Genomic DNA, 23,538 nt, shown 5'->3' with positions numbered 1-23,538 from the left:
AAGATGCCCGAGCACAGTTCCGAGGTCTCCCGGGACAACCATATCGACTTTTCCATGGTGCTGGCTTCCGCCGTCCATGATATGAAAAATTCCCTGGGGATGTTGCTTAATTCACTGGATGGGTTGCGTGGAGACTATGCCGACAGCCTTGGCGAATCGAACCGCTTTAATACCCTGCAATACGAAGCGGAACGCATGCACAACGACCTCGTACAATTACTCGGCATTTACCGGCTTGGCGAGAATAACCTGTCGGCGCATATTGAAGAGCATTTCGTTCCGGATTTCCTGTCAGAACACCTGGCCCGCCACACACCCCTACTCAAGGGCCTGAATATAGAGTATTCCGTGGAAGCGGATGACATCAACGGATTCTTCGACGATGACCTCCTGACCGGCGTGCTGAACAACACGATCAACAATGCCATCCGCTACACCAAAAGCAGGGTTCGGCTAACTGCGAGTGAGAAAGAAGGATACCTGGTCATTGGAGTAGAAGACGATGGGCAAGGCTATCCCGAAAGTATGCAGCACAACGGAACCTTGAACTTCAAATCCCTGGATTTCAAGAGCGGAAGCACTAGCCTCGGGCTGTTCTTTGCGTCCTCCGTCGCCAGACTTCACAGTGAAGGAGAGCGCACCGGATTTATTCGGCTGCATAACGGCGGTAGTTTGGGCGGAGGGGTCTTTGAGATCTGGCTGCCCTAGGGGAAGCCTGACGATGACTTACATTGCTCAGGCCTGCGGGCACCGGATTCACACTCCCCTAGGTCATCACTTTCCTGCAGATAATAAAAAACCCCAGCATCGAGGATGCTGGGGTTTTTGGTATTAGGAGCCTGACGATGACCTACTCTCACATGGGCAACGCCACACTACCATCGGCGCAGGTCTGTTTCACTTCTGAGTTCGGGATGGGATCAGGTGGTTCCAGACCGCTATGGTCGTCAGGCAAAACGGTTGATCACTGGGGGACGAGAGAGAACATGTGATGTTGATTTCGTTGTTGCGTTATCCGCAATTGTCTTGGGTGTTATATAGTCAAGCCGCACGAGCAATTAGTATCGGTTAGCTCAACGCCTCGCAGCGCTTACACACCCGACCTATCAACGTCCTGGTCTTGAACGGCTCTTCAGGGACCTCGAGGGTCCAGGGAGATCTCATCTTGGAAGGGGCTTCCCGCTTAGATGCTTTCAGCGGTTATCCTGTCCGAACATAGCTACCGGGCAATGCGTCTGGCGACACAACCCGAACACCAGCGGTTCGTCCACTCCGGTCCTCTCGTACTAGGAGCAGCTTTCCTCAAATCTCCAACGTCCACGGCAGATAGGGACCGAACTGTCTCACGACGTTCTAAACCCAGCTCGCGTACCACTTTAAATGGCGAACAGCCATACCCTTGGGACCGGCTTCAGCCCCAGGATGTGATGAGCCGACATCGAGGTGCCAAACACCGCCGTCGATGTGAACTCTTGGGCGGTATCAGCCTGTTATCCCCGGAGTACCTTTTATCCGTTGAGCGATGGCCCTTCCATACAGAACCACCGGATCACTATGACCTGCTTTCGCACCTGCTCGACGTGTCTGTCTCGCAGTCAAGCGGGCTTGTGCCATTACACTAACCGCACGATGTCCGACCGTGCTTAGCCCACCTTTGTGCTCCTCCGTTACGCTTTGGGAGGAGACCGCCCCAGTCAAACTACCCACCACACAGTGTCCTCATCCCCGATCAGGGGACCAAGTTAGAACCTCAAACATGTCAGGCTGGTATTTCAAGGTTGGCTCCACGACGACTGGCGTCGCCGCTTCAAAGCCTCCCAGCTATCCTACACAAACATGCTCAAAGTTCACTGTGAAGCTATAGTAAAGGTTCACGGGGTCTTTCCGTCTAGCCGCGGATACACCGCATCTTCACGGCGATTTCAATTTCACTGAGTCTCGGGTAGAGACAGCGCCCCCATCGTTACGCCATTCGTGCAGGTCGGAACTTACCCGACAAGGAATTTCGCTACCTTAGGACCGTTATAGTTACGGCCGCCGTTTACCGGGGCTTCGATCAAGAGCTTCGCACGAATGCTAACCCCATCAATTAACCTTCCGGCACCGGGCAGGCGTCACACCGTATACGTCCACTTTCGTGTTAGCACAGTGCTGTGTTTTTAATAAACAGTCGCAGGGGCCTGGTATCTTCGACCGGCTTCCGCTCCACCCGCAGGGGCTTCACGTACACACCGGCGTGCCTTCTCCCGAAGTTACGGCACCATTTTGCCTAGTTCCTTTACCCGAGTTCTCTCAAGCGCCTTGGTATTCTCTACCTGACCACCTGTGTCGGTTTGGGGTACGGTCTCGAATCACCTGAAGCTTAGAAGATTTTCCTGGAAGCAGGGCATCAATGACTTCCCGCCCAATGGGCAGTCGTCGTCGCGTCTCAGGATTGAGGACCCGGATTTGCCTAAGTCCTCTCCCTACTCGCTTAAACCGGGACAACCGTCGCCCGGCTCACCTAGCCTTCTCCGTCTCTCCATCGCAGTGATCCAAGGTACGGGAATATTAACCCGTTTCCCATCGACTACACCTTTCGGTCTCGCCTTAGGGGCCGACTCACCCTGCGCCGATTAGCGTTGCGCAGGAACCCTTGGTCTTCCGGCGTGGGGGTTTTTCACCCCCATTGTCGTTACTCATGTCAGCATTCGCACTTCTGATACCTCCAGCATGCTTCTCAACACACCTTCGCAGGCTTACAGAACGCTCCCCTACCCCGCATACAAAGTATGCAGCCGCAGCTTCGGTGACCAGTTTGAGCCCCGTTACATCTTCCGCGCAGGCCGACTCGACTAGTGAGCTATTACGCTTTCTTTAAAGGATGGCTGCTTCTAAGCCAACCTCCTAGCTGTCTGAGCCTTCCCACATCGTTTCCCACTTAACTGGTACTTGGGGACCTTAGCTGGCGGTCTGGGTTGTTTCCCTCTTCACGACGGACGTTAGCACCCGCCGTGTGTCTCCCGGATAGTACTCACAGGTATTCGGAGTTTGCATCGGGTTGGTAAGTCGGGATGACCCCCTAGCCGAAACAGTGCTCTACCCCCTGTGGTATTCGTCCGAGGCGCTACCTAAATAGCTTTCGGGGAGAACCAGCTATCTCCGGGCTTGATTAGCCTTTCACTCCGATCCACAAGTCATCCCCTGGCTTTTCAACGACAGTGGGTTCGGTCCTCCAGTTGATGTTACTCAACCTTCAACCTGCTCATGGATAGATCGCCCGGTTTCGGGTCTATGCCCAGCGACTAAATCGCCCTATTCAGACTCGGTTTCCCTACGGCTCCCCTATACGGTTAACCTCGCCACTGAACATAAGTCGCTGACCCATTATACAAAAGGTACGCCGTCACGGAACAAGTCCGCTCCGACTGCTTGTACGCATACGGTTTCAGGATCTATTTCACTCCCCTCACAGGGGTTCTTTTCGCCTTTCCCTCACGGTACTGGTTCACTATCGGTCAGTCAGGAGTATTTAGCCTTGGAGGATGGTCCCCCCATGTTCAGACAGGATATCACGTGTCCCGTCCTACTCGATTTCACTGGACTCAGGTTTCGGATACGGGGCTATCACCCACTATGGCGGCACTTTCCAGAGCCTTCTCCTACCAGTTGTCCAGCTTAAGGGCTGGTCCCCGTTCGCTCGCCGCTACTGAGGGAATCTCGGTTGATTTCTTTTCCTTCGGGTACTTAGATGTTTCAGTTCCCCGAGTTCGCCCCTTACACCTATGGATTCAGTGCAAGGTACCGACCCGAAAGTCGGTGGGTTTCCCCATTCAGAGATGTCCGGATCACAGCTCGTTTGCCAGCTCCCCGAACCTTATCGCAGGCTTCCACGTCTTTCATCGCCTCTGACTGCCAAGGCATCCACCGTATGCGCTTAGTTGCTTGACTATATAACCCCAAGACAACTGATCACGAATCCACACCCTTCACCAGGTAACCCTGATGCGGACGCTTATTCGAGACAGCCGACTGAAGTCATACAACAACCACTTCAACGACAACACCGGATAACGCTTGAAATCGCTATCACATTGAACATTGTTCCTCGGAGATAATGAGAAACAATATTCGTGTTCTATCTCGTCCAATTTGTTAAAGAGCAAATCTGACCCAGTGATCAGAAAGAAGAACTTCGCTTAACAACCTCTGTCATTAAAACGAAACGCTTGTTTCTGCACACTGCTAACCGGAGTTAGTCAGTAATATGGTGGAGCTATGCGGGATCGAACCGCAGACCTCCTGCGTGCAAGGCAGGCGCTCTCCCAGCTGAGCTATAGCCCCGTCTGCTTGTCCAGCTTTCGTCACTCGTCGTTGCAGCATTCGTTCGCTTCAGTCATGACCCATCGAGGGTCACTCCTTCTCTCACTCACGCTGCGCCTAGATTGACAAAACCTGTCCGGCGCATCCGCGTCCGTCACCACCTTTGCGGTTTACCCACTCGGCGCACCTCTTTACAGCGAGGCATGCTCCGAAAATTGGGTTAGCCTAGGCATCGAAAGGTGTAGCGTGCGACCAGCACGTGAGCCTTTCGATAACGACGGATAACGCAATTTTGGTGGGTCTGGGTGGACTTGAACCACCGACCTCACCCTTATCAGGGGTGCGCTCTAACCACCTGAGCTACAGACCCAAAGGTACGGGCCTGCAAGACCCTTTTGCTCTCTTTATTAGCCAACCAAGTAATTCGTGTGGACTCTGACCGAAGCGTTCGGCTTCGTTTAAGGAGGTGATCCAGCCGCAGGTTCCCCTACGGCTACCTTGTTACGACTTCACCCCAGTCATGAACCACACCGTGGTGATCGTCCTCCCGAAGGTTAGACTAACCACTTCTGGTGCAATCCACTCCCATGGTGTGACGGGCGGTGTGTACAAGGCCCGGGAACGTATTCACCGTGACATTCTGATTCACGATTACTAGCGATTCCGACTTCACGGAGTCGAGTTGCAGACTCCGATCCGGACTACGACGCGTTTTGTGAGATTGGCTCCCCCTCGCGGGTTTGCAGCCCTCTGTGCGCGCCATTGTAGCACGTGTGTAGCCCTGGCCGTAAGGGCCATGATGACCTGACGTCATCCCCACCTTCCTCCGGTTTGTCACCGGCAGTCTCCCTAGAGTTCTCAGCCGAACTGCTAGCAACTAGGGATAGGGGTTGCGCTCGTTACGGGACTTAACCCAACATCTCACGACACGAGCTGACGACGGCCATGCAGCACCTGTGTCAGAGTTCCCGAAGGCACCAATCCATCTCTGGAAAGTTCTCTGCATGTCAAGGCCAGGTAAGGTTCTTCGCGTTGCGTCGAATTAAACCACATGCTCCACCGCTTGTGCGGGCCCCCGTCAATTCATTTGAGTTTTAACCTTGCGGCCGTACTCCCCAGGCGGTCAACTTAGTGCGTTAGCTGCGCCACTAAGACTTCAAGAGTCCCAACGGCTAGTTGACATCGTTTACGGCGTGGACTACCAGGGTATCTAATCCTGTTTGCTCCCCACGCTTTCGCACCTCAGTGTCAGTGTTGGTCCAGGTAGCCGCCTTCGCCACTGGTGTTCCTTCCTATATCTACGCATTTCACCGCTACACAGGAAATTCCACTACCCTCTACCACACTCTAGCCTGACAGTTCGAAATGCCGTTCCCAGGTTAAGCCCGGGGCTTTCACATCTCGCTTATCAAACCACCTACGCGCGCTTTACGCCCAGTAATTCCGATTAACGCTTGCACCCTCCGTATTACCGCGGCTGCTGGCACGGAGTTAGCCGGTGCTTCTTCTGTGAGTAACGTCAATCTGCAAGGGTATTAACCTTACAGCCTTCCTCCTCACTGAAAGTGCTTTACAACCCGAAAGCCTTCTTCACACACGCGGCATGGCTGGATCAGGGTTGCCCCCATTGTCCAATATTCCCCACTGCTGCCTCCCGTAGGAGTTCGGGCCGTGTCTCAGTCCCGATGTGGCTGATCATCCTCTCAGACCAGCTACGGATCGTCGCCTTGGTAGGCCTTTACCCCACCAACTAGCTAATCCGACTTAGGCACATCCAATAGCGCAAGGTCCGAAGAGCCCCTGCTTTCCCCCGAAGGGCGTACGCGGTATTAATCCGGGTTTCCCCGGGCTATCCCCCACTACTGGGCAGTTTCCTAAGCATTACTCACCCGTCCGCCGCTCGTCAGCGGGGAGCAAGCTCCCCCTGTTACCGCTCGACTTGCATGTGTTAAGCCTGCCGCCAGCGTTCAATCTGAGCCATGATCAAACTCTTCAGTTTAAATCATACAAGAATCCGAAGATTCTCTATTCTTGCTCAAGACAAAACTCAATTTCGACGAGTCACTGTCCTGATATTTCGTATCCGAAATACCTCGGCCAGCGCCCACACGAATTACTTGGTTAACTTTTTAAAGAGCGTTGAGCGTCTGCTCAATCAAGGTGGCGTATTCTACATCGCTTCGCCGCCTTGTCAACCGTTTATTTTTCGCTGCTTCCCGTCTCCGGAAACCGCCGAAAAACTCACCGGCTTACTGCTTGTTTCGAGGGGCGCATTCTACAGTGAACCGCCACCTTGTCAACCGCTTTCTGAAGAAATTTGAAACTCGTTTTCTTCAACACTTTCAAACAGTTGCCTTTCGATTCCGGAGCCGCCTCAGTGGACTGCCCCTCGAAAGAGATGCGCATTCTACAGACCTGCGCGGAGGTGTCAACGGTTCATTCAAATCTTTTTTCAGAAGCCGTCACTAGCCATCAAATATCCACTTTAACGGCTGCCGCAGAACGGGTTGCCTTTACCCTGGCTTCTTCAACGGATTCCGCCTTTGCCAGGGCCACCCCCATTCGGCGCCGCCCCTTCAGCTCTGGCTTACCAAACAGCCTTAGTTGAGTATCAGGGTGAACCAACGCATTTTCAAGTCCGGAATAGGACACCTCGGAAGAATCCCCTTCCGGCAGAATCACCGCCGAGGCAGAGGGACCCTGCTGACGAATCACAGGTACCGGCAACCCGAGAATTGCACGGGCATGAAGTGCAAACTCAGACAAATCCTGGGAAACCAATGTCACCAGACCGGTGTCGTGAGGGCGGGGTGATACTTCGGAAAACCATACATCGTCACCCTTTATGAAAAGTTCGACCCCGTATACACCATAGCCACCCAGATTCCCCACGACGGCTTCCGCTATCTCCTTTGAACGGGTCAAGGCCTTTTCACTCATGGGCTGCGGCTGCCAGGATTCCCGGTAATCACCGTCTTCCTGGCGGTGGCCTATGGGATCACAAAAGGAGATACCATCCCGGTGTTTAACCGTTAGCAATGTGATTTCGTAATCAAAATCCACAAAGCCCTCAACAATCACTCGCCCCTTGCCGGCTCTACCGCCGGTTTGCGCATACTCCCAGGCAGCCTCAATATCACTTTCCGTTTTGACCGTACTTTGACCCTTACCAGAGGAGCTCATCACCGGTTTCACCACCAGAGGCAAACCGATCTCCCGCACCGCTGCCAGATAATCTTCCCGGGTCTCCGCAAACCAGTACGGAGAAGTAGGTAGCCCCAATTCTTCGGCAACGAGCCGTCGGATTCCCTCTCGGTTCATGGTGAGATTGACAGCCCGGGCTGTTGGAATAACCCGATACCCCTCTTTTTCCAACTCGACCAACTCCGGCGTTGCGATCGCCTCAATCTCCGGAACAATCAGATTGGGGCGCTCCTGTTCAATGATCGCGCGAAGCGCCGTACCATCCAGCATATCCACGACATGACTGCGGTGGGCAACCTGCATCGCCGGCGCGTTGGCGTATCGATCAACGGCGATCACCTCGACACCGAGCCGCTGGAGCTCAATGACGACTTCCTTACCCAACTCCCCAGAGCCACAGAACAGGACTTTAAAGGCATTTGATTTCAGGGGCGTACCAAGGCGTACGGTTTCAGACATCGTTCAGGGTTCCTGTAGCTTCAAGGTTTACAGCGCAACTTTCTCTTCACGCCTGGCAACTTTCTTTAGAACATCACGGCGTTCATCATTGGTCATCCGGGTCCAGCGCATGATCTCGTCACCGGTGCGGTGACATCCGATGCAGACATCATTGGCATCAAGAGCGCAGACACTGACGCAAGGGGATCGCACCTTATCAGCGACTTTCATTGTTCAGGCTCATACGGTGCCAGTTGACCAAGATAGCGCTCGGCATTCTCGACATAATGAAGAGCGCTGAGCTCCAGCATTTTCTTCTGGTTCTCATTCAGTTCACGCTTGATCTTGCCGGGCGAGCCTACAACCATAGAGCCATCCGGAATTTCCATGCCCTCGGGTATCAGCGTATTGGCCCCTATCAGGCAGTGCTTGCCAATCTTTGCACCGTTAAGAACCACGGCATTGATACCAATCAGCGAATAATCACCAATGTCACAACCGTGAAGCATTGCCTTGTGGCCAACTGTAACGCCTCTTCCCAGCGTCAGGGGGATCCCCGGATCGGTATGGAGCACCGAGCCGTCCTGCACATTGGACTCGGGGCCAATGGTAATCAGGTCGTTATCCCCCGGATAACCACGTTGAACCAGACACTGGCCTTATCCATCAACCTGACACTGCCAATGACCGTTGCGTTGTCGGCAACATACTGCCCCTCGCCCTGCAGTTCGGGCCTGCGATCGCCCAGCGAATAAAACATATCAGCCTCCTGTGCGGGAAGTTTTGGGAACCGGCGGCTCAAGAAGATCAATACCGACGTCGTATACAGCATTGAGGAAATCGACCAGGACCACGGCCGACAACCCCCAGATCTCATAGCGCTCCCATCGGTAGCATGGAACATAAAAAGTATGATTCAGAAAGTCGAGTGCATCCGTACGTTCCCGCTTGTCCTCCAGGAAAAATTCCAGGGGGACACGGAAGATGCTCTCGATTTCGTGGGGATTGGCGGTTAACGGATGATCGCCAGGAATAACGCCAACGTAGGGTGTGACGAGTATGCCATAACGGGACATCACCTGACTGAGGGGCGCAACCACCCGAACCTGGTCGGGCGGCAAACCGATCTCTTCATGTGTTTCCCTGAGCGCAGTTGCTGCCAGGGAGGGATCCGTCACATCCCGCTTCCCACCGGGGAATGCCACTTGGCCACGATGGGTATTAAGGTTGGCCGATCGTAGCGTAAACACCATTTCCGGATTACGGTTATTGTCCGTGACCGGCACAAGAATTCCGGCCTCCGGGTAATCCAGCGCCAGTTGGCGAGGCGCATACCCGGCAAGTCGTTCTTTAAGGAGATCGTGCAAAACCCTGCTCCATTTACGACTGGCTATTGAATGAGACAGCGGCAGCACAGATCGTTAAACTTGCTACCAAACATTTTATATAAGTATACGGTGAAACCCATGAAATACTGCAGCACATGCGGCCATCCTGTTGAACAACGAATTCCCCAGGGCGATAACCGCCATCGCTACGTGTGCGTGAGCTGCGAAACCATACATTACCAGAATCCCCGTATCGTTGCGGGCACTGTTCCCGTTTGGGAAGGCCGCATTCTGCTTTGCCGACGCGCCATTGAACCTCGCTACGGCTACTGGACCCTGCCAGCCGGTTTCATGGAAAATGCGGAAACCACCATCGAAGCCGCTGCCCGGGAAACCCGGGAAGAAGCACTGGCAGAGGTCAACATTGACGGCCTCTACACCATCATCGATGTTCCCCACATCAATCAGGTACACATGTTCTATCGCGCGACACTGACTGATGGTACGTACGGGGCTGGCGAAGAATCCCTGGAAACCCGGTTGTTCGATCTTGATGACATCCCATGGGACGAGATTTCATTTCCAACGGTCCGGAAAACCCTGGAGCTCTACCTGGAGGATCTGAGAAATGAATCCTTCCAGGTACATGTCAGCGACATTCGCTACTCAATGAAAGCCCGCAGGTAAGCCCCGCTAGATTGCCTCCATTCGATAGACTTCGTAGGCGGGCTCTTCATAGGGGTGCGCCTTTTTGAATGCTTCCAGCGCCTTGCCGATAAGCTCATCTTTACAGACCAGCTCGACCTTATACTCATCCACAACTTCCAGCTCGCCCTGCTGACCAAGAAACGGCTGACTGCCACTCAAAGGACGGAACTGTCCCTGCCCCCGGCATTGCCAGGCACAGCAGTCGTAATCACCAATGCGACCCGCCCCGGCTTCAAATAACGCCGCTTTGGTTTTCTCCAGGTGTGTTTCCGGAACGAAATAACAAAGCTTGTACATGGCCCTCACTCCTCGAAACGAATCATCTTACCCGCCCGCGTCGGATATTTTTTGTACAGATTAAGCATTTACCCACTTACCCACAGAATCTGTGGATAACTCTGGGGAAAGATTTTGGGAACATGCTCTCATCCCCCGTGATTACTGCACTTTCGTTAAATTGGCGACAAATTCACCTAAAGAATTAAATCCATATATTTCAACTAGTTACGAATGTCGAACAAAAGTTGAACCAAAAATCATCTAATTGCTCATGGATCACACAATACGGCACCAACAGTGTGCATAAAAGTAACGAGTCAAGAGAAAAAATGCCGTTTTCGAGAGAATTTCCCCTTGAATTATGCACAGATTTGAGGCCTGCAGGCACAAAAAAACCGGCCAGAGGAGTTGCAGTTTCACAACCCTTCTGGCCGGTTCCCGTTCAAGCGAAATGATCAGCCAAACCAGCGACGCGCATTGCGGAACATCCGCATCCAAGGCCCATCCTCCTGCCACTCACCAGGACGCCAGGAATGCTGAACCGCCCGGAAGACCCGCTCCGGGTGTGGCATCATGATCGTCACCCGGCCATCACGCGTGGTTACGCCGGTAATGCCGGCCTCGGAGCCGTTGGGGTTATATGGATAACGCACAGTCGCCTGTCCACGATTATCCACATACCTCAGGGCCACCAGCTCGTTTTCCTCCAACGCTGCAGCGGAAGCTGCACCACCAAACTCGATGCGGCCCTCCCCGTGGGCAACAGCTATCGGCATCCTTGAACCCGCCATCCCATCCATAAAGGCGGACGGAGAAGCCATGACTTCAGCCATCACCAGGCGCGCTTCAAACTGCTCGGACTGATTACGCACAAAACGCGGCCAGCCCTCACTGCCTGGAATCAGTTCATGGAGATTGGACAACATCTGGCAGCCGTTACAAACACCCAGCGCCAGGGTATCCTGACGGTTGAAGAATGCCGCAAACTGATCCCTGACGCGATCACTGAACAGGATGGACTTGGCCCAGCCTTCGCCCGCTCCCAGCACGTCGCCATAAGAGAAGCCACCGCACGCCACAAGGCTGTTGAAGCTTTCCAGCGAAATACGACCGGAAAGCAGGTCACTCATATGAACATCTACCGATTCGAATCCGGCCCGGTCAAAGGCCGCCGCCATTTCAACCTGGCCATTGACGCCCTGCTCCCTGAGCACGGCGACTTTGGGCCGGGCACCGGTGCTTACAAAGGGGGCGGCTATATCCTCATTGATATCGTAACTGAGCTCGACACTGAGCCCGGGGTCTTCCCTGTCGAGCAGGTTGTCGAACTCCTCCTGGGCGCATTCGGCATTATCGCGCAGGGACTGAACGCGATAGCTTGTTTCCGCCCACAGCCGCTGCAAGTCAGTCCGCGACTCATCAACCACTGCCGTGCCCTCGAAAGTAAAGCGGACTCGGTCATCCTCTCTCAAAGAGCCAATCACCGAAGTGTGATCGCCAAGACCGGCTCCAGAGAACTGTTGCAGGACAAAGTCGGTGTCCTCTCTGCGCACCTGAATGACAGCCCCGAGTTCTTCGTTGAACAGCTCCCGGGCAAACTGGGAGGCCTCCTCTGCCAGGCCATCCAGCTTGATATCGATACCGGTGCGTCCCGCAAAGCTCATTTCCGCGAGAGTCACGAACAAACCGCCATCCGAGCGATCGTGATAGGCCAGCAGCTTATTGTCGCTGTTGAGTCCCTGAATCACCGCAAAGAAAGCCTTGATGTCTTCAGGATCGTCCAGATCCGGCGCAACGGCGCCCACCTGGCGATAGACCTGCGCCAGGGCTGAGCCACCAAGGCGATTCTGGCCCGCAGCCAGATCAATCAGGATCAGATCGGTGTCGCCAGCATCTGTGATCAGCTGCGGCGTCAACGTTTGGGCAACGTCTGTCACGGGTGCAAAACCACTGATGATAAGAGACAGCGGCGATGTCACGCTCTTCTGCTCCCCATTGTCCTCATCCCAGACGGTTTTCATGGACATGGAATCCTTACCAACCGGAATGGTAATGCCCAGTTCGGGACACAGTTCCATACCCACCGCACGAACGGTTTCGTACAGGTTCTCGTCCTCACCCGGGTGACCGGCAGCAGCCATCCAGTTTGCCGACAGGCGAATATCTGACAGATTCGCAATCCGTGCCGCCGCAAGGTTTGTGATCACCTCACCCACGGCCATCCGGCCGGAAGCCGGAGCATCAATGACCGCCACAGGGGTTCTTTCACCCATGGCCATGGCTTCACCGGTGCGGACATCGAAGGAGCTGGCAGTCACGGCCACATCACTGACCGGCACCTGCCACGGCCCCACCATCTGATCACGGGCTACCAGACCAGTAATAGTTCGATCACCGATGGTGATCAGGAAGCTCTTTGAGCCCACGGACGGCAACCGCAGCACACGCTTGATGGCATCGTTCAGGTCAATCTTTGAAGATTCGAATATTGGCTTGGTAAACGAAGACCGGGAAACACTGCGGTGCATACGGGGTGGCTTGCCGAACAGCACTTCCATGGGAAGATCCACCGGCTTGTCGTCGAAATAGGAATCACCCAGTTCCAGATGGTGTGCTTCCGTAGCTTCACCGATAACCGCGTAGGGGCAACGTTCGCGACGGCACAACGCGTCAAACTGCTCAAGGTTCTCGGCAGCAACCGCCAAGACATAACGTTCCTGGGATTCGTTACACCAGATCTCGAGCGGGGACATGCCCGGCTCATCGCTGGGAATATCCCGCAACTCAAACTTGCCGCCACGGCCGCCATCTTTCACCAGCTCCGGCATGGCATTGGACAGGCCCCCGGCACCAACATCGTGGATGAAGGCAATGGGGTTTTTCTCACCCATTTGCCAGCAGCGGTCAATCACTTCCTGGCAACGGCGCTCCATTTCAGGGTTGTCACGCTGAACCGAGGCGAAATCCAGGTTTTCGCTGCTGGTACCGGAGTCCATGGAGGAGGCGGCCCCGCCGCCGAGGCCGATCAACATCGACGGACCACCGAGAACAATCAGCTTGGCTCCGACCGGGATATGCCCCTTCTCCACATGTTCACCACGAATGTTGCCAAGGCCGCCGGCAATCATGATCGGCTTGTGGTAACCACGGACTTCCTCGCCGGCCGCTCCCGGCACTTGCTCTTCAAAGGTGCGGAAATAGCCAGCCAGGTTAGGACGGCCGAACTCATTGTTAAACGCGGCGCCACCAATGGGCCCTTCGATCATGATATCCAGTGGCGAGGCAATACGATCCGGCTTGCCGTAACCGATTTCCCAAGGCTGTGGATCGCCAGGGATATTCAGGTTTGAGACCGTGAAACCGGTCAGCCCGGCCTTCGGTTTCGAACCTCGCCCGGTTGCACCTTCGTCCCGGATTTCGCCACCGGATCCAGTTGCAGCACCGGCAGCAGGCGCAATGGCCGTGGGGTGGTTGTGGGTTTCCACCTTCATCAGAATGTGGATGTCTTCCTCGTTGTACCCGTAAACACCGGTTTCCGGGTCCGGGAAGAAGCGGCCACCACGGCTGCCACGGATGACCGACGCATTATCCTTATAGGCAGACAGCACACCTTCACTGTTCATCTCATAGGTGTTGCGAATCATCGCGAACAGGGACTTTTCCTGCCCTTCCCCGTCAATATCCCAGGAAGCGTTGAAGATCTTGTGACGACAGTGTTCGGAATTCGCCTGAGCGAACATCATGAGCTCTACGTCGGTGGGATCACGCTCCAGTTCTGTGAACGATTTCACCAGGTAATCGATCTCATCGTCAGCCAGCGCCAGGCCCAGGGACTGGTTCGCTTCCACCAAGGCATCGCGACCACCGGCCAGCACCGGAATACGATTCAACAGGCGAGGCTCCTCTTGACTGAACAGCAGCTCCGCCCCGCCCATCTCATGGAATACCTTTTGGGTCATCCGATCATGCAGGAGGGCGGCAATTTTCTCGCGCTGTTCCAGGTTCAGCTTGCGATTGGCCCGAACATAATAGGCAATGCCCCGCTCGATGCGCCGAATCTGGCGCAAGCCACAGTTTCGCGCAATATCCGTGGCCTTGCTCGACCAGGGGGATAAGGTACCGGGGCGTGGAACCACCAGAAACAGAACCCCTTCCGGCTCTTCCACCGGGACACTGGGGCCGTAGGTCAGTAATCGATCCAGAATCGCCTGTTCGGATTCGGAAAGCTCAAGCTCCAGATCGGTAAAGTGCATGAACTCGGCATAGACGTGCTCAACTTCGGGCACCACGTCCCGGAGGCGAGCGTGCAATTTGCTGGAGCGGAAAGGCGAAAGCGCTGGAGCGCCGCGAAGTTCAAGCATGATAGAAACCTGTATCGCGCGAAACTGGGAAGTCAGGGCGCCTGCCAGAACTGGCAGTAGGCACCCGGCCATCTGAAAGGCCGCCATGATACTTGAAAGCGTGGCAGGGATACAGCGCCACACGTGTAATTACGGCCATGTACAATTGACATTGTTTTGCATAAAAATTGGTCACGTTTATTGACCAGCCCAACTGGACCGGGGATCATGGTTCTGTGGCAACGGACGCCACCATCAAGTATGAACCCGGATCGATCCGCACTGATCAATGATCAGCCAAACGCGGGTTCGTCGTACACTCAGGGTCCTGCAGCAGTTCCAGGGGAGACCAGGGATTTGTCAAAACTCAGACTGTATTTCACCAGCCACGCTTTACACTGGCTGCTACCTTCTATCTTTGTGATCATTTCAAGCGGGTGCTCCAGGCCAACCACACTGCAGGAGATCCGCTCGGAAGGTGTACTACATATTATTACCCGCACCGCCCCTTCTATCTATTTCGAGGGCCGGGACGGCATCACCGGCTATGACTATGAGCTCGCCAAACGGTTTGCGGAAGAGCTTGGTGTCGAGCTGAGAGTTCGTGTGGTCGAGAACAATACAGAAATTCTCTCAGTACTCGATCGCAACTTTGCCCATATCGGGCTGGCAGGCCTGTCAAATCGCCCCGAACTGGCCGACAAATACCATGCGCTCCCAACAGGCATTCAGGCAGAGTCCGTCGTAGTCTACCATCGTGGCACCGAACGCCCGGAAACCGTGGAAGACCTTACCGGTACCACACTGCACCTGGTGGCCGACAGCAATCATGAACACCATTTGAAGACACTCCGGGCAGAGTATCCCGACCTGCAGTGGCAGGTTCACACCGCGCTGGACGCGGCCGGCATCCTGGCACGGGTGGAATCCGGTGAGTTTTCCACAGCCGTCGTGTCTTCAAACGAACTGGACCTCAACCACGTTTACTTCCCGCAAGTGAAAGAATCATTTTCTCTGGGGGAACCCGAGGAGTTGGCCTGGCTATTCCCCGCAGAACAGGACGATTCACTGACCTCGGCTGCCCGGGAATTCCTTGAGCAACTTCGGGATAACGGCACACTCGCCCAGCTCGCGGAACGGTTTTATGGCCATCTTGATCGCCTCAATTACGTAGGTGCCCGCACCTTCGTCCATCACGTCAATAATCGCCTGCCCAAATATGAGGATCTGTTCCGCAGTTACGCGGCTGATTATGGTATCGATTGGCGGTTACTGGCAGCTATCGGCTACCAGGAGTCCCACTGGAGGCCGAACGCAGTTTCCCCTACCGGAGTTCGGGGACTGATGATGCTGACCCGGAGCACCGCAGGTCAGATAGGCATCAACAACCGCCTGGATCCGGAGGAAAGTATCCAGGGCGGTGCAAAGTACCTCACCCTCGTACACCGCCAGATCCCTGAACGTATTCCCGAGCCGGATCGGACGTGGTTTGCATTGGCTTCCTATAATGTCGGATTTGGTCATCTGGAGGATGCCAGGAGGTTGACCGAGGACGCCGGGAGGAACCCGGACCGCTGGATGGACGTCAAGGAATTCCTGCCACTGCTGGCCCAGAAGGAATGGTACTCCAAGACCCGATACGGATACGCCCGTGGGCACGAGCCGGTGATCTATGTGCAGAATATCCGTCGATATTACGATGTCCTGGCCTGGATGACCGAGCCTGAAGAGGATCGCTCCGCACCGAAAGAACCCTGGTTCGTGGAACTGGAGGGTGCCGAAGGCGGTGAGAATGAAACAGGGCCAACTTCCGATGGCGACATGCGTGCGATGTTGCCGCGGGAATTGGGCATGATCCCTCCCACTCTGTAATATCCTGTTCCCATGCTACCCGTTGTCGGGCTCCACATGCTCGAGCGCAGCTTCAACATGGCCAGCAGCAAATCCACGGCGTGTCAGGAATCGCGCCTGCCTCACTTTCTCTTCCCAGTCTTCACGGATATCCATGCCCCCAAAACGCTTTACACGTAACCGGATGGCCATCTCCGACCAGTCACCGTCATCCATTTCACCGACGCAGGCCGGGGTGCGATGGACGCCCCGTTGCTGGAGTTCCGCGAGAATGCGCAACGGACCGTAACCGAGATCCATGCGCTGACGGGCATAGATATCGGCAAAGCGGTCGTCATCCAGCCACCCTTCCGCTTCATAGTCATCCAGTACCCGGTCGATGATCCCTTTTTCAATCTTCCGCTGCCGCAGCTTCAGGCTGAGTTCCACCCTGCTATGCTCTCGTCGGGCCAACAGGCGCAACGCAGCCGAACGGGCTTTGTATTCCTGATCATCCGGATTTTCCTGTTTTGCCATTCTGACCCTTCCCGCAAACACGAACAAAACGCTAGACTAGTGCCCCTCTGGCTAACCAGGCGGGGCACTGCCCCCCTGTACCAAAGCGGCTGCGATATCCCGCAGCCCGCTGACTTCTCCGGCCCCTGTTTTGGGACGCCGATGGTCGGTGCCGGCACACTGTGCCCCACACCGGGAACTGGTTTCAATATTCAAGGATACCCTGATGGCTGCATTCATCCAGAAACTGTTCAAGAACCGTAAATCCACCGGCAAGTCGGGAGCGACACCGGGTACGGCAAAACCCGCACTCTCCCCGCAAGTGGACGCTCCGGACGTGGACCCCAGAAAAGAACAGCGCGCGGAACAGCAGCAGCAACTGGCCAATGCCCCTACCGGTGAACAACTGGAAAAACTGGCCATCGGTGGATTAACCGCGGATATCCGGAGCGAAGCGGCCCGACAGCTCACAGACAAAGCCCGCTTGCAACGGGTTCAGAAAGAAGCCAAAGGCCGTGACAAAACAGTGTATCAACTTGTCCGCCAGACCTTGCAGGACATCCGCAGCAAGGAGGAGCAGCAGCAAAAAACCCGGGAACGAATCGGGACTCTGGTAGCCCAGGCTCGGGACCAGGCTCGCAGCGAGGACACCAAGCTGTATGAAGCGCGCCTGGACACCCTGCTGAAACAATGGTCAGAGGTTGAAAAGGAGGCCTCGACAGAGCAAACCACGGACTTCCTGGAGGCGGTACGCCGTTGTCGGGAAAGGGTTGAGCAACTGAAATCCGAAGCCGAACAGGCGATCCGGCAGCAGGAACAGCAGAAGCAACGGGCGGAAACCCTTGAGCTGCTGCAAACGACGCTGGATGAGCTCCGCCAACACTCACCGGATCAGATCCCCTCGCTGGCCTCGCTGGATGCGCTACAGAAGACCCAGGAAAACCGCTGGCTGGAAGCCACTCGGGAGACAGCGGTTGAAAAGCACGAACAGAAAGCCTACGAGAACCGGATGCAGCCGCTCCGTCATTACATAGCAGCGCTGAAACGACTGGCCCAGCATAAGGATGAACTGTCCACCATGGCAGAGGCCCAGCCTGGGGATGAAAGCGTGCAAAACAGTGCCCGGGAACTGATCAAGGCTGTTGAATGGCCGGAAGAGTTCAGCCGGCCTGCGCAACTGGAGGCTGCCTACAAGATCGCAGGTGCCGCAAGGGCGAACACGCCCCCGAAGCGTGACAACCAGGAACAGAAACAACAGGTTGAGACCCTCAAGACCACCCTTCAAAAACTGGATGCGGCGCTGGAAGCAAAGCAACTCAAGGAGTCCAGGCAGCTGTTCAAACACGCCCAGCATCAACTCAAGGAACTGGACCACCGGCACGGCAAACCTTTCCAGTCGCGTATGCAGTTACTGGGCGGCCAACTCAGGGAACTGACGGATTGGCAGGGTTTTGCAACGGAACCCAAACAGATCGCCCTGTGTGAACAGATGGAATATCTGGCGAACCAGCCGATGGAGCCGGAAGCCAAGGCTGAGCGCATCCATGAACTCCAGAATGAATGGCGAGAACTGGGCGGATCGTCTGACCGGGCACTGTGGAGCCGTTTCAAGGCTGCCTCGGACAAGGCTTACGAACCGTGCAAGGCCTATTTCTCCGCAAAATCCGGCCTCAAGCAGGCCAATCTGGAGAAACGGAAGGCAATCTGTGAGGAACTGGAAACCTTTCTCAACAACGCAGACTGGTCCACTATCGACTGGAAATCGGCCGAACGTATTCACCAAACCGCACGTCAGGAATGGAAAGCAGCCTGGCCCATTGAGTTTCGCGATAATCGCCCGGTACAGAAACGGTTTGACAGCTTGCTGAAAAAGCTGGAATCCCCGCTGGATGCCGAACGTCAGAAGAACGAAGCACTGAAGCAGGACATCGTCGAACGTGCCAACGCCCTGATCAGCCATGAGCCGTTAACAGAAGCGATGGACCGGGCCAAGGCACTGCAAACCGAATGGAAACAGATCGGCATTACAAGACACCGGGAAGACCGCAAACTATGGCAGGCTTTCCGCAAAGCCTGCGACGAAATCTTTGCGCGTCGCGATGCCCGGAAATCGGAACAACAGGAAGCTACCCGGGAGGCAGACAAACGAGCGGAAACCGTACTCGCGCCATGCCAGGCTGTGAACAACGATGAGCCTGATGCCAGCGTCATTGAGAATGCTCTGGCTGACCTCAAAACCATTGCGTCGGAGCCTGTTTCCCCGCAGGTTCGGGAGCGCATAACACATGAAAAACGCAGATTAAGCGAGAGGCTGGAATCCCTGAAAATCAGGGACAAAGTGCAATCCTGGCAAACGCACATCCAGGCCCGGCTGGACGGAAACCTGGACACCGCTGGCATTCCGGCGTCATGGTCCTCGCTGACCAGCGAGTTGGAGGCCATGGACGCCAGGGAACTGGTCATTCGCGCCGAGATCCTGACCGGCTCACCCTCCCCGGATTCGGAACAGGGACGGCGAATGGAGATTCAGGTTCAACGTCTGGCTGATGGTATGGGGAACTCAGGCGGTACGGATACTGACAAGAACCGTCAACTGGAATTGCTGGTGGCAAACTGGTGCTTACAGCAGCCGCAGGAAGCGCTGGACAGCCAATTGGCTGCCCGCCTCAACCAGGCGATTTCTGCAATGCTCCGTTGAGGGCTGTCTGCTAAAGGCCCTTGGTTCCGCTGATGGCCTTTAGTTCCGCTGATGGCTCTCCACGAAATCCCTGGCCTCCTTAACGGCGGCCAGGGATTTTTGTTTCATGCCTTTCAGTTCGTCATCGCCCAGATAAAACATCATATCGATGGAATGGCGGTAATAGCGTGTTGGCAACCGGTTGAGCGCTACGCACATCACATCGGTCAGAAAGTCGGTGGTGTCGGAGTCCAGCCGGGTGGCATCAATCGCATCCACTACCAGCCGTTCGTAGAAATTATCGATTCCGTCTCTCAGGGACATCCTCACCCTCCCGTTTACCTAGGCCTGTGTTTAAACCATAGATGCCACTTGCTAGCTTGTCATGGACATCATGAGCAGTTTCGCCAATGCGATTGGCAGCCGGCGTCATTACCCGCGGCACCTGCAACCCGCTATGGTTAGTACATCGGACCATCGTCCCGAAACAATAACCACCAGAGGAATAGCAATGACCACCGAAGCGTATATCTTCGATGCAGTACGCACCCCCCGGGGGCGCGGCAAGAAAGACGGCTCCCTGCACAGCGTCAAACCCATCACGCTGCTGACGACCGTCCTCAACGCCCTGCAGGAGAGAAACAGCCTGGATACCTCCCAGGTAGACGATATCGTGATGGGGTGTGTCACCGCCGTTGGCGACCAGGGCGCGGACATTGCCAAGACAGCGGCTCTGGCAGCCGACTGGGATGAAAAAGTGGCCGGCGTTACCCTTAACCGTTTTTGCGCTTCCGGCCTGGAAGCCGTCAACCTGGCAGCCATGAAAGTGCGTTCTGGCTGGGAAGATATGGTCGTCGCCGGCGGCGTTGAGGCAATGTCCCGCGTGCCCATGGGCTCTGATGGCGGCGCCTGGGCAACAGACCCGGCCACCAACCTGCACACCGGCTTCATGCCCCAGGGCATTGGCGCCGATCTGATCGCAACCATCGAAGGTTTCAGTCGTGAAGACGTCGACGGGTTCGCAGTGAAATCTCAACAAAAAGCGGCCAACGCCTGGGAAAAAGGCCATTTTGTCAAATCCATCGTTCCCGTTACTGATCAGAACGGCGTGGTCATTCTGGACCGCGATGAACAGGTTCGCGCCAACACCACGGTGGAATCACTCGCAGGGCTCAAACCCTCGTTCCAGATGATGGGCGAAATGGGCTTCGATGGTGTTGCGCGGGAAAAATATCACTACGTGGAGAAGATCAACCACGTACACCATGCCGGTAACTCCTCCGGCATTGTCGACGGCGCTACCGCCATGCTGATTGGCAGCGAAGCCAAGGGCAAGGCTCTGGGTCTCACACCTCGGGCACGCATTGTGGCAACGGCAGTCACCAGCACCGATCCCACCATCATGCTCACCGGCCCTGCCCCCGCCACCCGCAAAGCACTGGAAAAGGCCGGCATGACGGTTGACCAGATCGACCTGTTTGAAGTGAACGAAGCATTTGCCTCTGTGGTCATGCGCTTCCAGAAGGAACTCTCAGTTCCGGATGAAAAAGTGAACGTCAACGGCGGCGCCATCGCCATGGGCCACCCGCTGGGTGCCACCGGCGCCATGATTCTGGGCACCCTGCTCGATGAACTGGAACGCCGTGAACTGCGCTTCGGTCTCGCCACCCTGTGCGTGGGCGGCGGTATGGGCATTGCCACCATCATCGAACGCCTCTGAGCCCGACACTTTTTCTGACAGGAGAACCGAATTATGAGTGCCATCCATTACGACCTGGGTTCAGACCAGATTCTGACCCTGACCATTGATATGCCGGGCCAGTCCGCCAACACCATGAATGCGGACTTCCGCCAGGGGCTGACCGAGACCGTCGCAAAGGTCAAAGAAGACCTCGACAACATTCGCGGTGTTATCGTGACATCCGCCAAGAAAACCTTCTTCGCCGGCGGTGACCTGAAAGAGCTGCACAAAGTCACCCGCGACGATGCCCAGGCCTTCGAAGACATGGTCAACGGCCTGAAAGCGGAAATGCGGGCACTGGAAACCTGTGGCAAGCCGGTTGTTGCTGCCATTAACGGCTCTGCGCTTGGTGGCGGTCTGGAGATTGCCCTGGCCTGCCATCACCGCATTGTCCTGGACAATGACAGTATCCAACTGGGCCTTCCCGAAGTGACCCTGGGCCTGCTGCCCGGCGGTGGCGGCACCCAACGCCTCCCCCGGATGATTGGTCTGGAAGCTGCGTTTCCGTTCCTGATGGAAGGCAAGAAGGTCAAACCCAAGGCGGCCCTGAAGGCCGGTATTGTCGACGAACTGGCTTCTTCCACTGACGACATGATGACCAAGGCCCGCGCCTTCATCGAAGCTAATCCCAAATGCCAGCAACCGTGGGACCAAAAGGGCTTCAAGCTGCCCGGCGGTGCGCCCCACCATCCGGCCATGGCGCAGAAACTGGCCATCGCCCCGGCCATGCTCAAGCAGAAGACCAAGGGCTGCTACCCAGCACCGGAGCGCATCCTCTCCGCCGCCGTGGAAGGCGCCCAGGTGGACTTCGATAACGGCAGTCTGATTGAAACCCGATACTTTGCCGAACTGGTCATTGGGCAGGTGGCAAAGAACATGACCGGCACTTTCTGGTTCCAGCTGAATGCCATCAACGCCGGCGGCAGCCGTCCCGAGGGCGTTGAAAAGGAAACGTTCAAAAAGGTGGGTGTTCTGGGTGCAGGAATGATGGGCGCCGGCATTGCCTATTCCACCGCAACCCGCGGCATTGAGGTTGTCCTCAAGGACGTATCGGTGGATAACGCCGAAAAAGGCAAAAACTACTCCGAAAAGCTACTCGCCAAGAAGGTCGGCCGGGGCCGCATGACCGAAGAGCAGAAAGCCGAAATCCTGGGCCGTATCAAGGCCACGGATTCCGCCGACGACCTGGAGGGTTGCGACCTGGTGATCGAAGCCGTCTTTGAAGACAGTGACCTGAAAGCCAAAGTCACCCAGGAAGCCGAGCCCAGACTGATCAACAACGGCATTTTCGCATCCAACACATCGACCATCCCGATTACCCAGTTGGCCGAAGCCTCCGCAAAGCCGGACAACTTTATTGGCCTGCACTTCTTCTCGCCGGTGGATAAGATGCAACTGGTGGAGATCATCGTAGGGGCCAAGACCTCCGATGAGACGCTGGCAAGAGCATTCGACTACGTCCAGCAGATCGGCAAGATCCCGATTGTGGTCAACGACAGCCGCGGCTTCTTCACTTCCCGGGTATTCGGCACCTTCGTGAACGAAGGCATTTCCATGCTGGGTGAGGGGGTACATCCTTCCAGCATCGAAAATGCGGGTGTTCTCGCCGGTATGCCCGTCGGACCACTGGCGATCTCCGATGAAGTCAGCTTGACCCTGATGCAGCATATCCGCGCACAGAGCAAGAAAGACACCGAGGCCGCCGGTGGCACCTGGCACCCCCACCCGGCGGAGGCCGTGATCGATCAGATGGTGGATACCCACAATCGTAAGGGTAAAGCCGCTGGCGCAGGGTTTTATGAGTACCCCACCAACGGCAAGAAATACCTTTGGCCGGAACTGGAAAACCTGTTCGTAGACACCGAGAAGGCCAGTGCTGTGAAGCTCCAGGACCTGAAGGATCGCATTCTGTTCATTCAGGCCATTGAGACGGTCCGCTGCCTGGAAGAAGGAGTGCTCAAAACCGTGGAAGATGCCAACATCGGCAGCATCTTCGGCATTGGTTACGCGCCCTGGACCGGTGGCGCCATTCAGTTCATCAACCAGTATGGCGTGAGGGCCTTCGCGGAACGGGCCAAAGAACTCACGGATCAGTACGGTGACCGCTTTGCCCCTCCGGCACTGCTGCTGGAAAAAGCCGAAACCAACACTCTGTTCTCGTAACCAGCGCACGGC

Annotated in this window: 13 protein-coding genes, 2 tRNA genes, 3 rRNA genes and 1 pseudogene; 6 read left to right on the top strand and 13 right to left on the bottom strand. The window is 55.7% G+C overall.

Annotated features, from left to right (window positions below):
- Positions 1-3 precede the first annotated feature (3 nt).
- Entirely contained in the window at positions 4-708 is a 705-nt protein-coding gene (locus EHN06_RS07895) for a sensor histidine kinase (RefSeq protein ID WP_127334384.1), read from the top strand.
- A 129-nt stretch (positions 709-837) separates the two neighbouring features.
- Here the strand turns inward: EHN06_RS07895 and rrf are convergent.
- The 9 genes and pseudogenes from rrf to EHN06_RS07850 form a co-directional block, all read right to left on the bottom strand.
- Positions 838-952 (bottom strand): 5S ribosomal RNA (rrf, locus tag EHN06_RS07890).
- Between the two features lie 85 nt (positions 953-1,037).
- A 23S ribosomal RNA gene (locus EHN06_RS07885) occupies positions 1,038-3,930 on the bottom strand.
- Positions 3,931-4,247: 317 nt separating this feature from the next.
- Positions 4,248-4,323 (bottom strand) — tRNA-Ala (locus EHN06_RS07880).
- Between the two features lie 272 nt (positions 4,324-4,595).
- A tRNA-Ile gene (locus EHN06_RS07875) sits at positions 4,596-4,672 on the bottom strand.
- Between the two features lie 89 nt (positions 4,673-4,761).
- Positions 4,762-6,301: ribosomal RNA gene (locus EHN06_RS07870) — 16S ribosomal RNA — on the bottom strand.
- The 16S, 23S and 5S rRNA genes sit together here with 2 tRNA genes alongside, the layout of an rRNA operon.
- 473 nt (positions 6,302-6,774) lie before the next feature.
- A complete protein-coding gene (purT, locus tag EHN06_RS07865) occupies positions 6,775-7,965 on the bottom strand; it encodes a formate-dependent phosphoribosylglycinamide formyltransferase (RefSeq protein ID WP_127331756.1) in 1,191 nt (396 codons plus the stop codon).
- Positions 7,966-7,992: 27 nt separating this feature from the next.
- Positions 7,993-8,175: a DUF1289 domain-containing protein gene (locus EHN06_RS07860; RefSeq protein WP_127331754.1), complete on the bottom strand. Its 183-nt coding sequence runs from the start codon at positions 8,173-8,175 to the stop codon at positions 7,993-7,995.
- Positions 8,172-8,704 (bottom strand): annotated as a pseudogene (locus tag EHN06_RS07855) (gamma carbonic anhydrase family protein). The gene EHN06_RS07860 and the pseudogene EHN06_RS07855 overlap by 4 nt, the downstream one beginning before the upstream one ends.
- A gap of 1 nt (position 8,705) precedes the next feature.
- The gene (locus EHN06_RS07850; RefSeq protein ID WP_127331752.1) at positions 8,706-9,311 is read right to left on the bottom strand and encodes an NUDIX hydrolase; all 606 of its coding nucleotides are present in this window, start codon (positions 9,309-9,311) and stop codon (positions 8,706-8,708) included.
- Between the two features lie 99 nt (positions 9,312-9,410).
- Between EHN06_RS07850 and EHN06_RS07845 the strand changes: the two genes are divergently transcribed.
- Positions 9,411-9,959 (top strand): NUDIX hydrolase, encoded by a 549-nt coding sequence (locus EHN06_RS07845; protein WP_127331750.1) that lies wholly within the window; start codon positions 9,411-9,413, stop codon positions 9,957-9,959.
- Between the two features lie 6 nt (positions 9,960-9,965).
- On the opposite strand, the gene EHN06_RS07840 is transcribed toward EHN06_RS07845, so the two are convergent.
- Positions 9,966-10,277 carry a YqfO family protein gene (locus tag EHN06_RS07840; RefSeq protein WP_127331748.1) on the bottom strand — a complete coding sequence of 104 codons (312 nt, stop codon included), beginning with the start codon at positions 10,275-10,277 and terminating at the stop codon, positions 9,966-9,968.
- Between the two features lie 437 nt (positions 10,278-10,714).
- Positions 10,715-14,620 (bottom strand): phosphoribosylformylglycinamidine synthase, encoded by a 3,906-nt coding sequence (gene purL, locus EHN06_RS07835; RefSeq protein ID WP_127331746.1) that lies wholly within the window; start codon positions 14,618-14,620, stop codon positions 10,715-10,717.
- A 351-nt stretch (positions 14,621-14,971) separates the two neighbouring features.
- Here purL and mltF point away from each other — a divergent pair, with 351 nt between their 5' ends.
- Complete coding sequence (gene mltF, locus EHN06_RS07830) at positions 14,972-16,471, top strand: membrane-bound lytic murein transglycosylase MltF (protein WP_416332552.1); 1,500 nt, start codon at positions 14,972-14,974, stop codon at positions 16,469-16,471.
- Between the two features lie 15 nt (positions 16,472-16,486).
- On the opposite strand, the gene EHN06_RS07825 is transcribed toward mltF, so the two are convergent.
- On the bottom strand, positions 16,487-16,966 hold the full coding sequence (locus EHN06_RS07825) for a regulatory protein RecX (RefSeq protein ID WP_127331742.1): 480 nt from the start codon (positions 16,964-16,966) through the stop codon (positions 16,487-16,489).
- A gap of 205 nt (positions 16,967-17,171) precedes the next feature.
- Between EHN06_RS07825 and EHN06_RS07820 the strand changes: the two genes are divergently transcribed.
- The gene (locus EHN06_RS07820) at positions 17,172-19,643 is read left to right on the top strand and encodes a DUF349 domain-containing protein (protein ID WP_127331740.1); all 2,472 of its coding nucleotides are present in this window, start codon (positions 17,172-17,174) and stop codon (positions 19,641-19,643) included.
- Between the two features lie 39 nt (positions 19,644-19,682).
- On the opposite strand, the gene EHN06_RS07815 is transcribed toward EHN06_RS07820, so the two are convergent.
- On the bottom strand, positions 19,683-19,946 hold the full coding sequence (locus EHN06_RS07815) for a late competence development ComFB family protein (RefSeq protein WP_127331738.1): 264 nt from the start codon (positions 19,944-19,946) through the stop codon (positions 19,683-19,685).
- 187 nt (positions 19,947-20,133) lie between these two features.
- Between EHN06_RS07815 and EHN06_RS07810 the strand changes: the two genes are divergently transcribed.
- Together EHN06_RS07810 and EHN06_RS07805 are read left to right on the top strand one after the other, a co-directional pair.
- Complete coding sequence (locus tag EHN06_RS07810) at positions 20,134-21,342, top strand: acetyl-CoA C-acetyltransferase (protein WP_127331736.1); 1,209 nt, start codon at positions 20,134-20,136, stop codon at positions 21,340-21,342.
- A gap of 33 nt (positions 21,343-21,375) precedes the next feature.
- Positions 21,376-23,526 carry a 3-hydroxyacyl-CoA dehydrogenase NAD-binding domain-containing protein gene (locus EHN06_RS07805; RefSeq protein WP_127331734.1) on the top strand — a complete coding sequence of 717 codons (2,151 nt, stop codon included), beginning with the start codon at positions 21,376-21,378 and terminating at the stop codon, positions 23,524-23,526.
- Positions 23,527-23,538: the final 12 nt, after the last annotated feature.

Source organism: Marinobacter sp. NP-4(2019), assembly GCF_003994855.1.
Lineage (GTDB): Bacteria > Pseudomonadota > Gammaproteobacteria > Pseudomonadales > Oleiphilaceae > Marinobacter.
Note: the sequence above shows the minus strand (reverse complement) of the source record. Positions and strands in the feature narration are given on the sequence as shown.

Excerpts from the sequence above, each read along its gene's own strand:
- EHN06_RS07895 (WP_127334384.1), top strand. The coding sequence starts at position 4 with ATGCCCGAGCACAGTTCCGAGGTCTCCCGGGACAACCATATCGACTTT.
- purT (WP_127331756.1), bottom strand. The coding sequence starts at position 7,965 with ATGTCTGAAACCGTACGCCTTGGTACGCCCCTGAAATCAAATGCCTTT.
- EHN06_RS07860 (WP_127331754.1), bottom strand. The coding sequence starts at position 8,175 with ATGAAAGTCGCTGATAAGGTGCGATCCCCTTGCGTCAGTGTCTGCGCT.
- EHN06_RS07845 (WP_127331750.1), top strand. The coding sequence starts at position 9,411 with ATGAAATACTGCAGCACATGCGGCCATCCTGTTGAACAACGAATTCCC.
- EHN06_RS07840 (WP_127331748.1), bottom strand. The coding sequence starts at position 10,277 with ATGTACAAGCTTTGTTATTTCGTTCCGGAAACACACCTGGAGAAAACC.
- purL (WP_127331746.1), bottom strand. The coding sequence starts at position 14,620 with ATGCTTGAACTTCGCGGCGCTCCAGCGCTTTCGCCTTTCCGCTCCAGC.
- EHN06_RS07825 (WP_127331742.1), bottom strand. The coding sequence starts at position 16,966 with ATGGCAAAACAGGAAAATCCGGATGATCAGGAATACAAAGCCCGTTCG.
- EHN06_RS07820 (WP_127331740.1), top strand. The coding sequence starts at position 17,172 with ATGGCTGCATTCATCCAGAAACTGTTCAAGAACCGTAAATCCACCGGC.
- EHN06_RS07815 (WP_127331738.1), bottom strand. The coding sequence starts at position 19,946 with ATGTCCCTGAGAGACGGAATCGATAATTTCTACGAACGGCTGGTAGTG.
- EHN06_RS07810 (WP_127331736.1), top strand. The coding sequence starts at position 20,134 with ATGACCACCGAAGCGTATATCTTCGATGCAGTACGCACCCCCCGGGGG.
- EHN06_RS07805 (WP_127331734.1), top strand. The coding sequence starts at position 21,376 with ATGAGTGCCATCCATTACGACCTGGGTTCAGACCAGATTCTGACCCTG.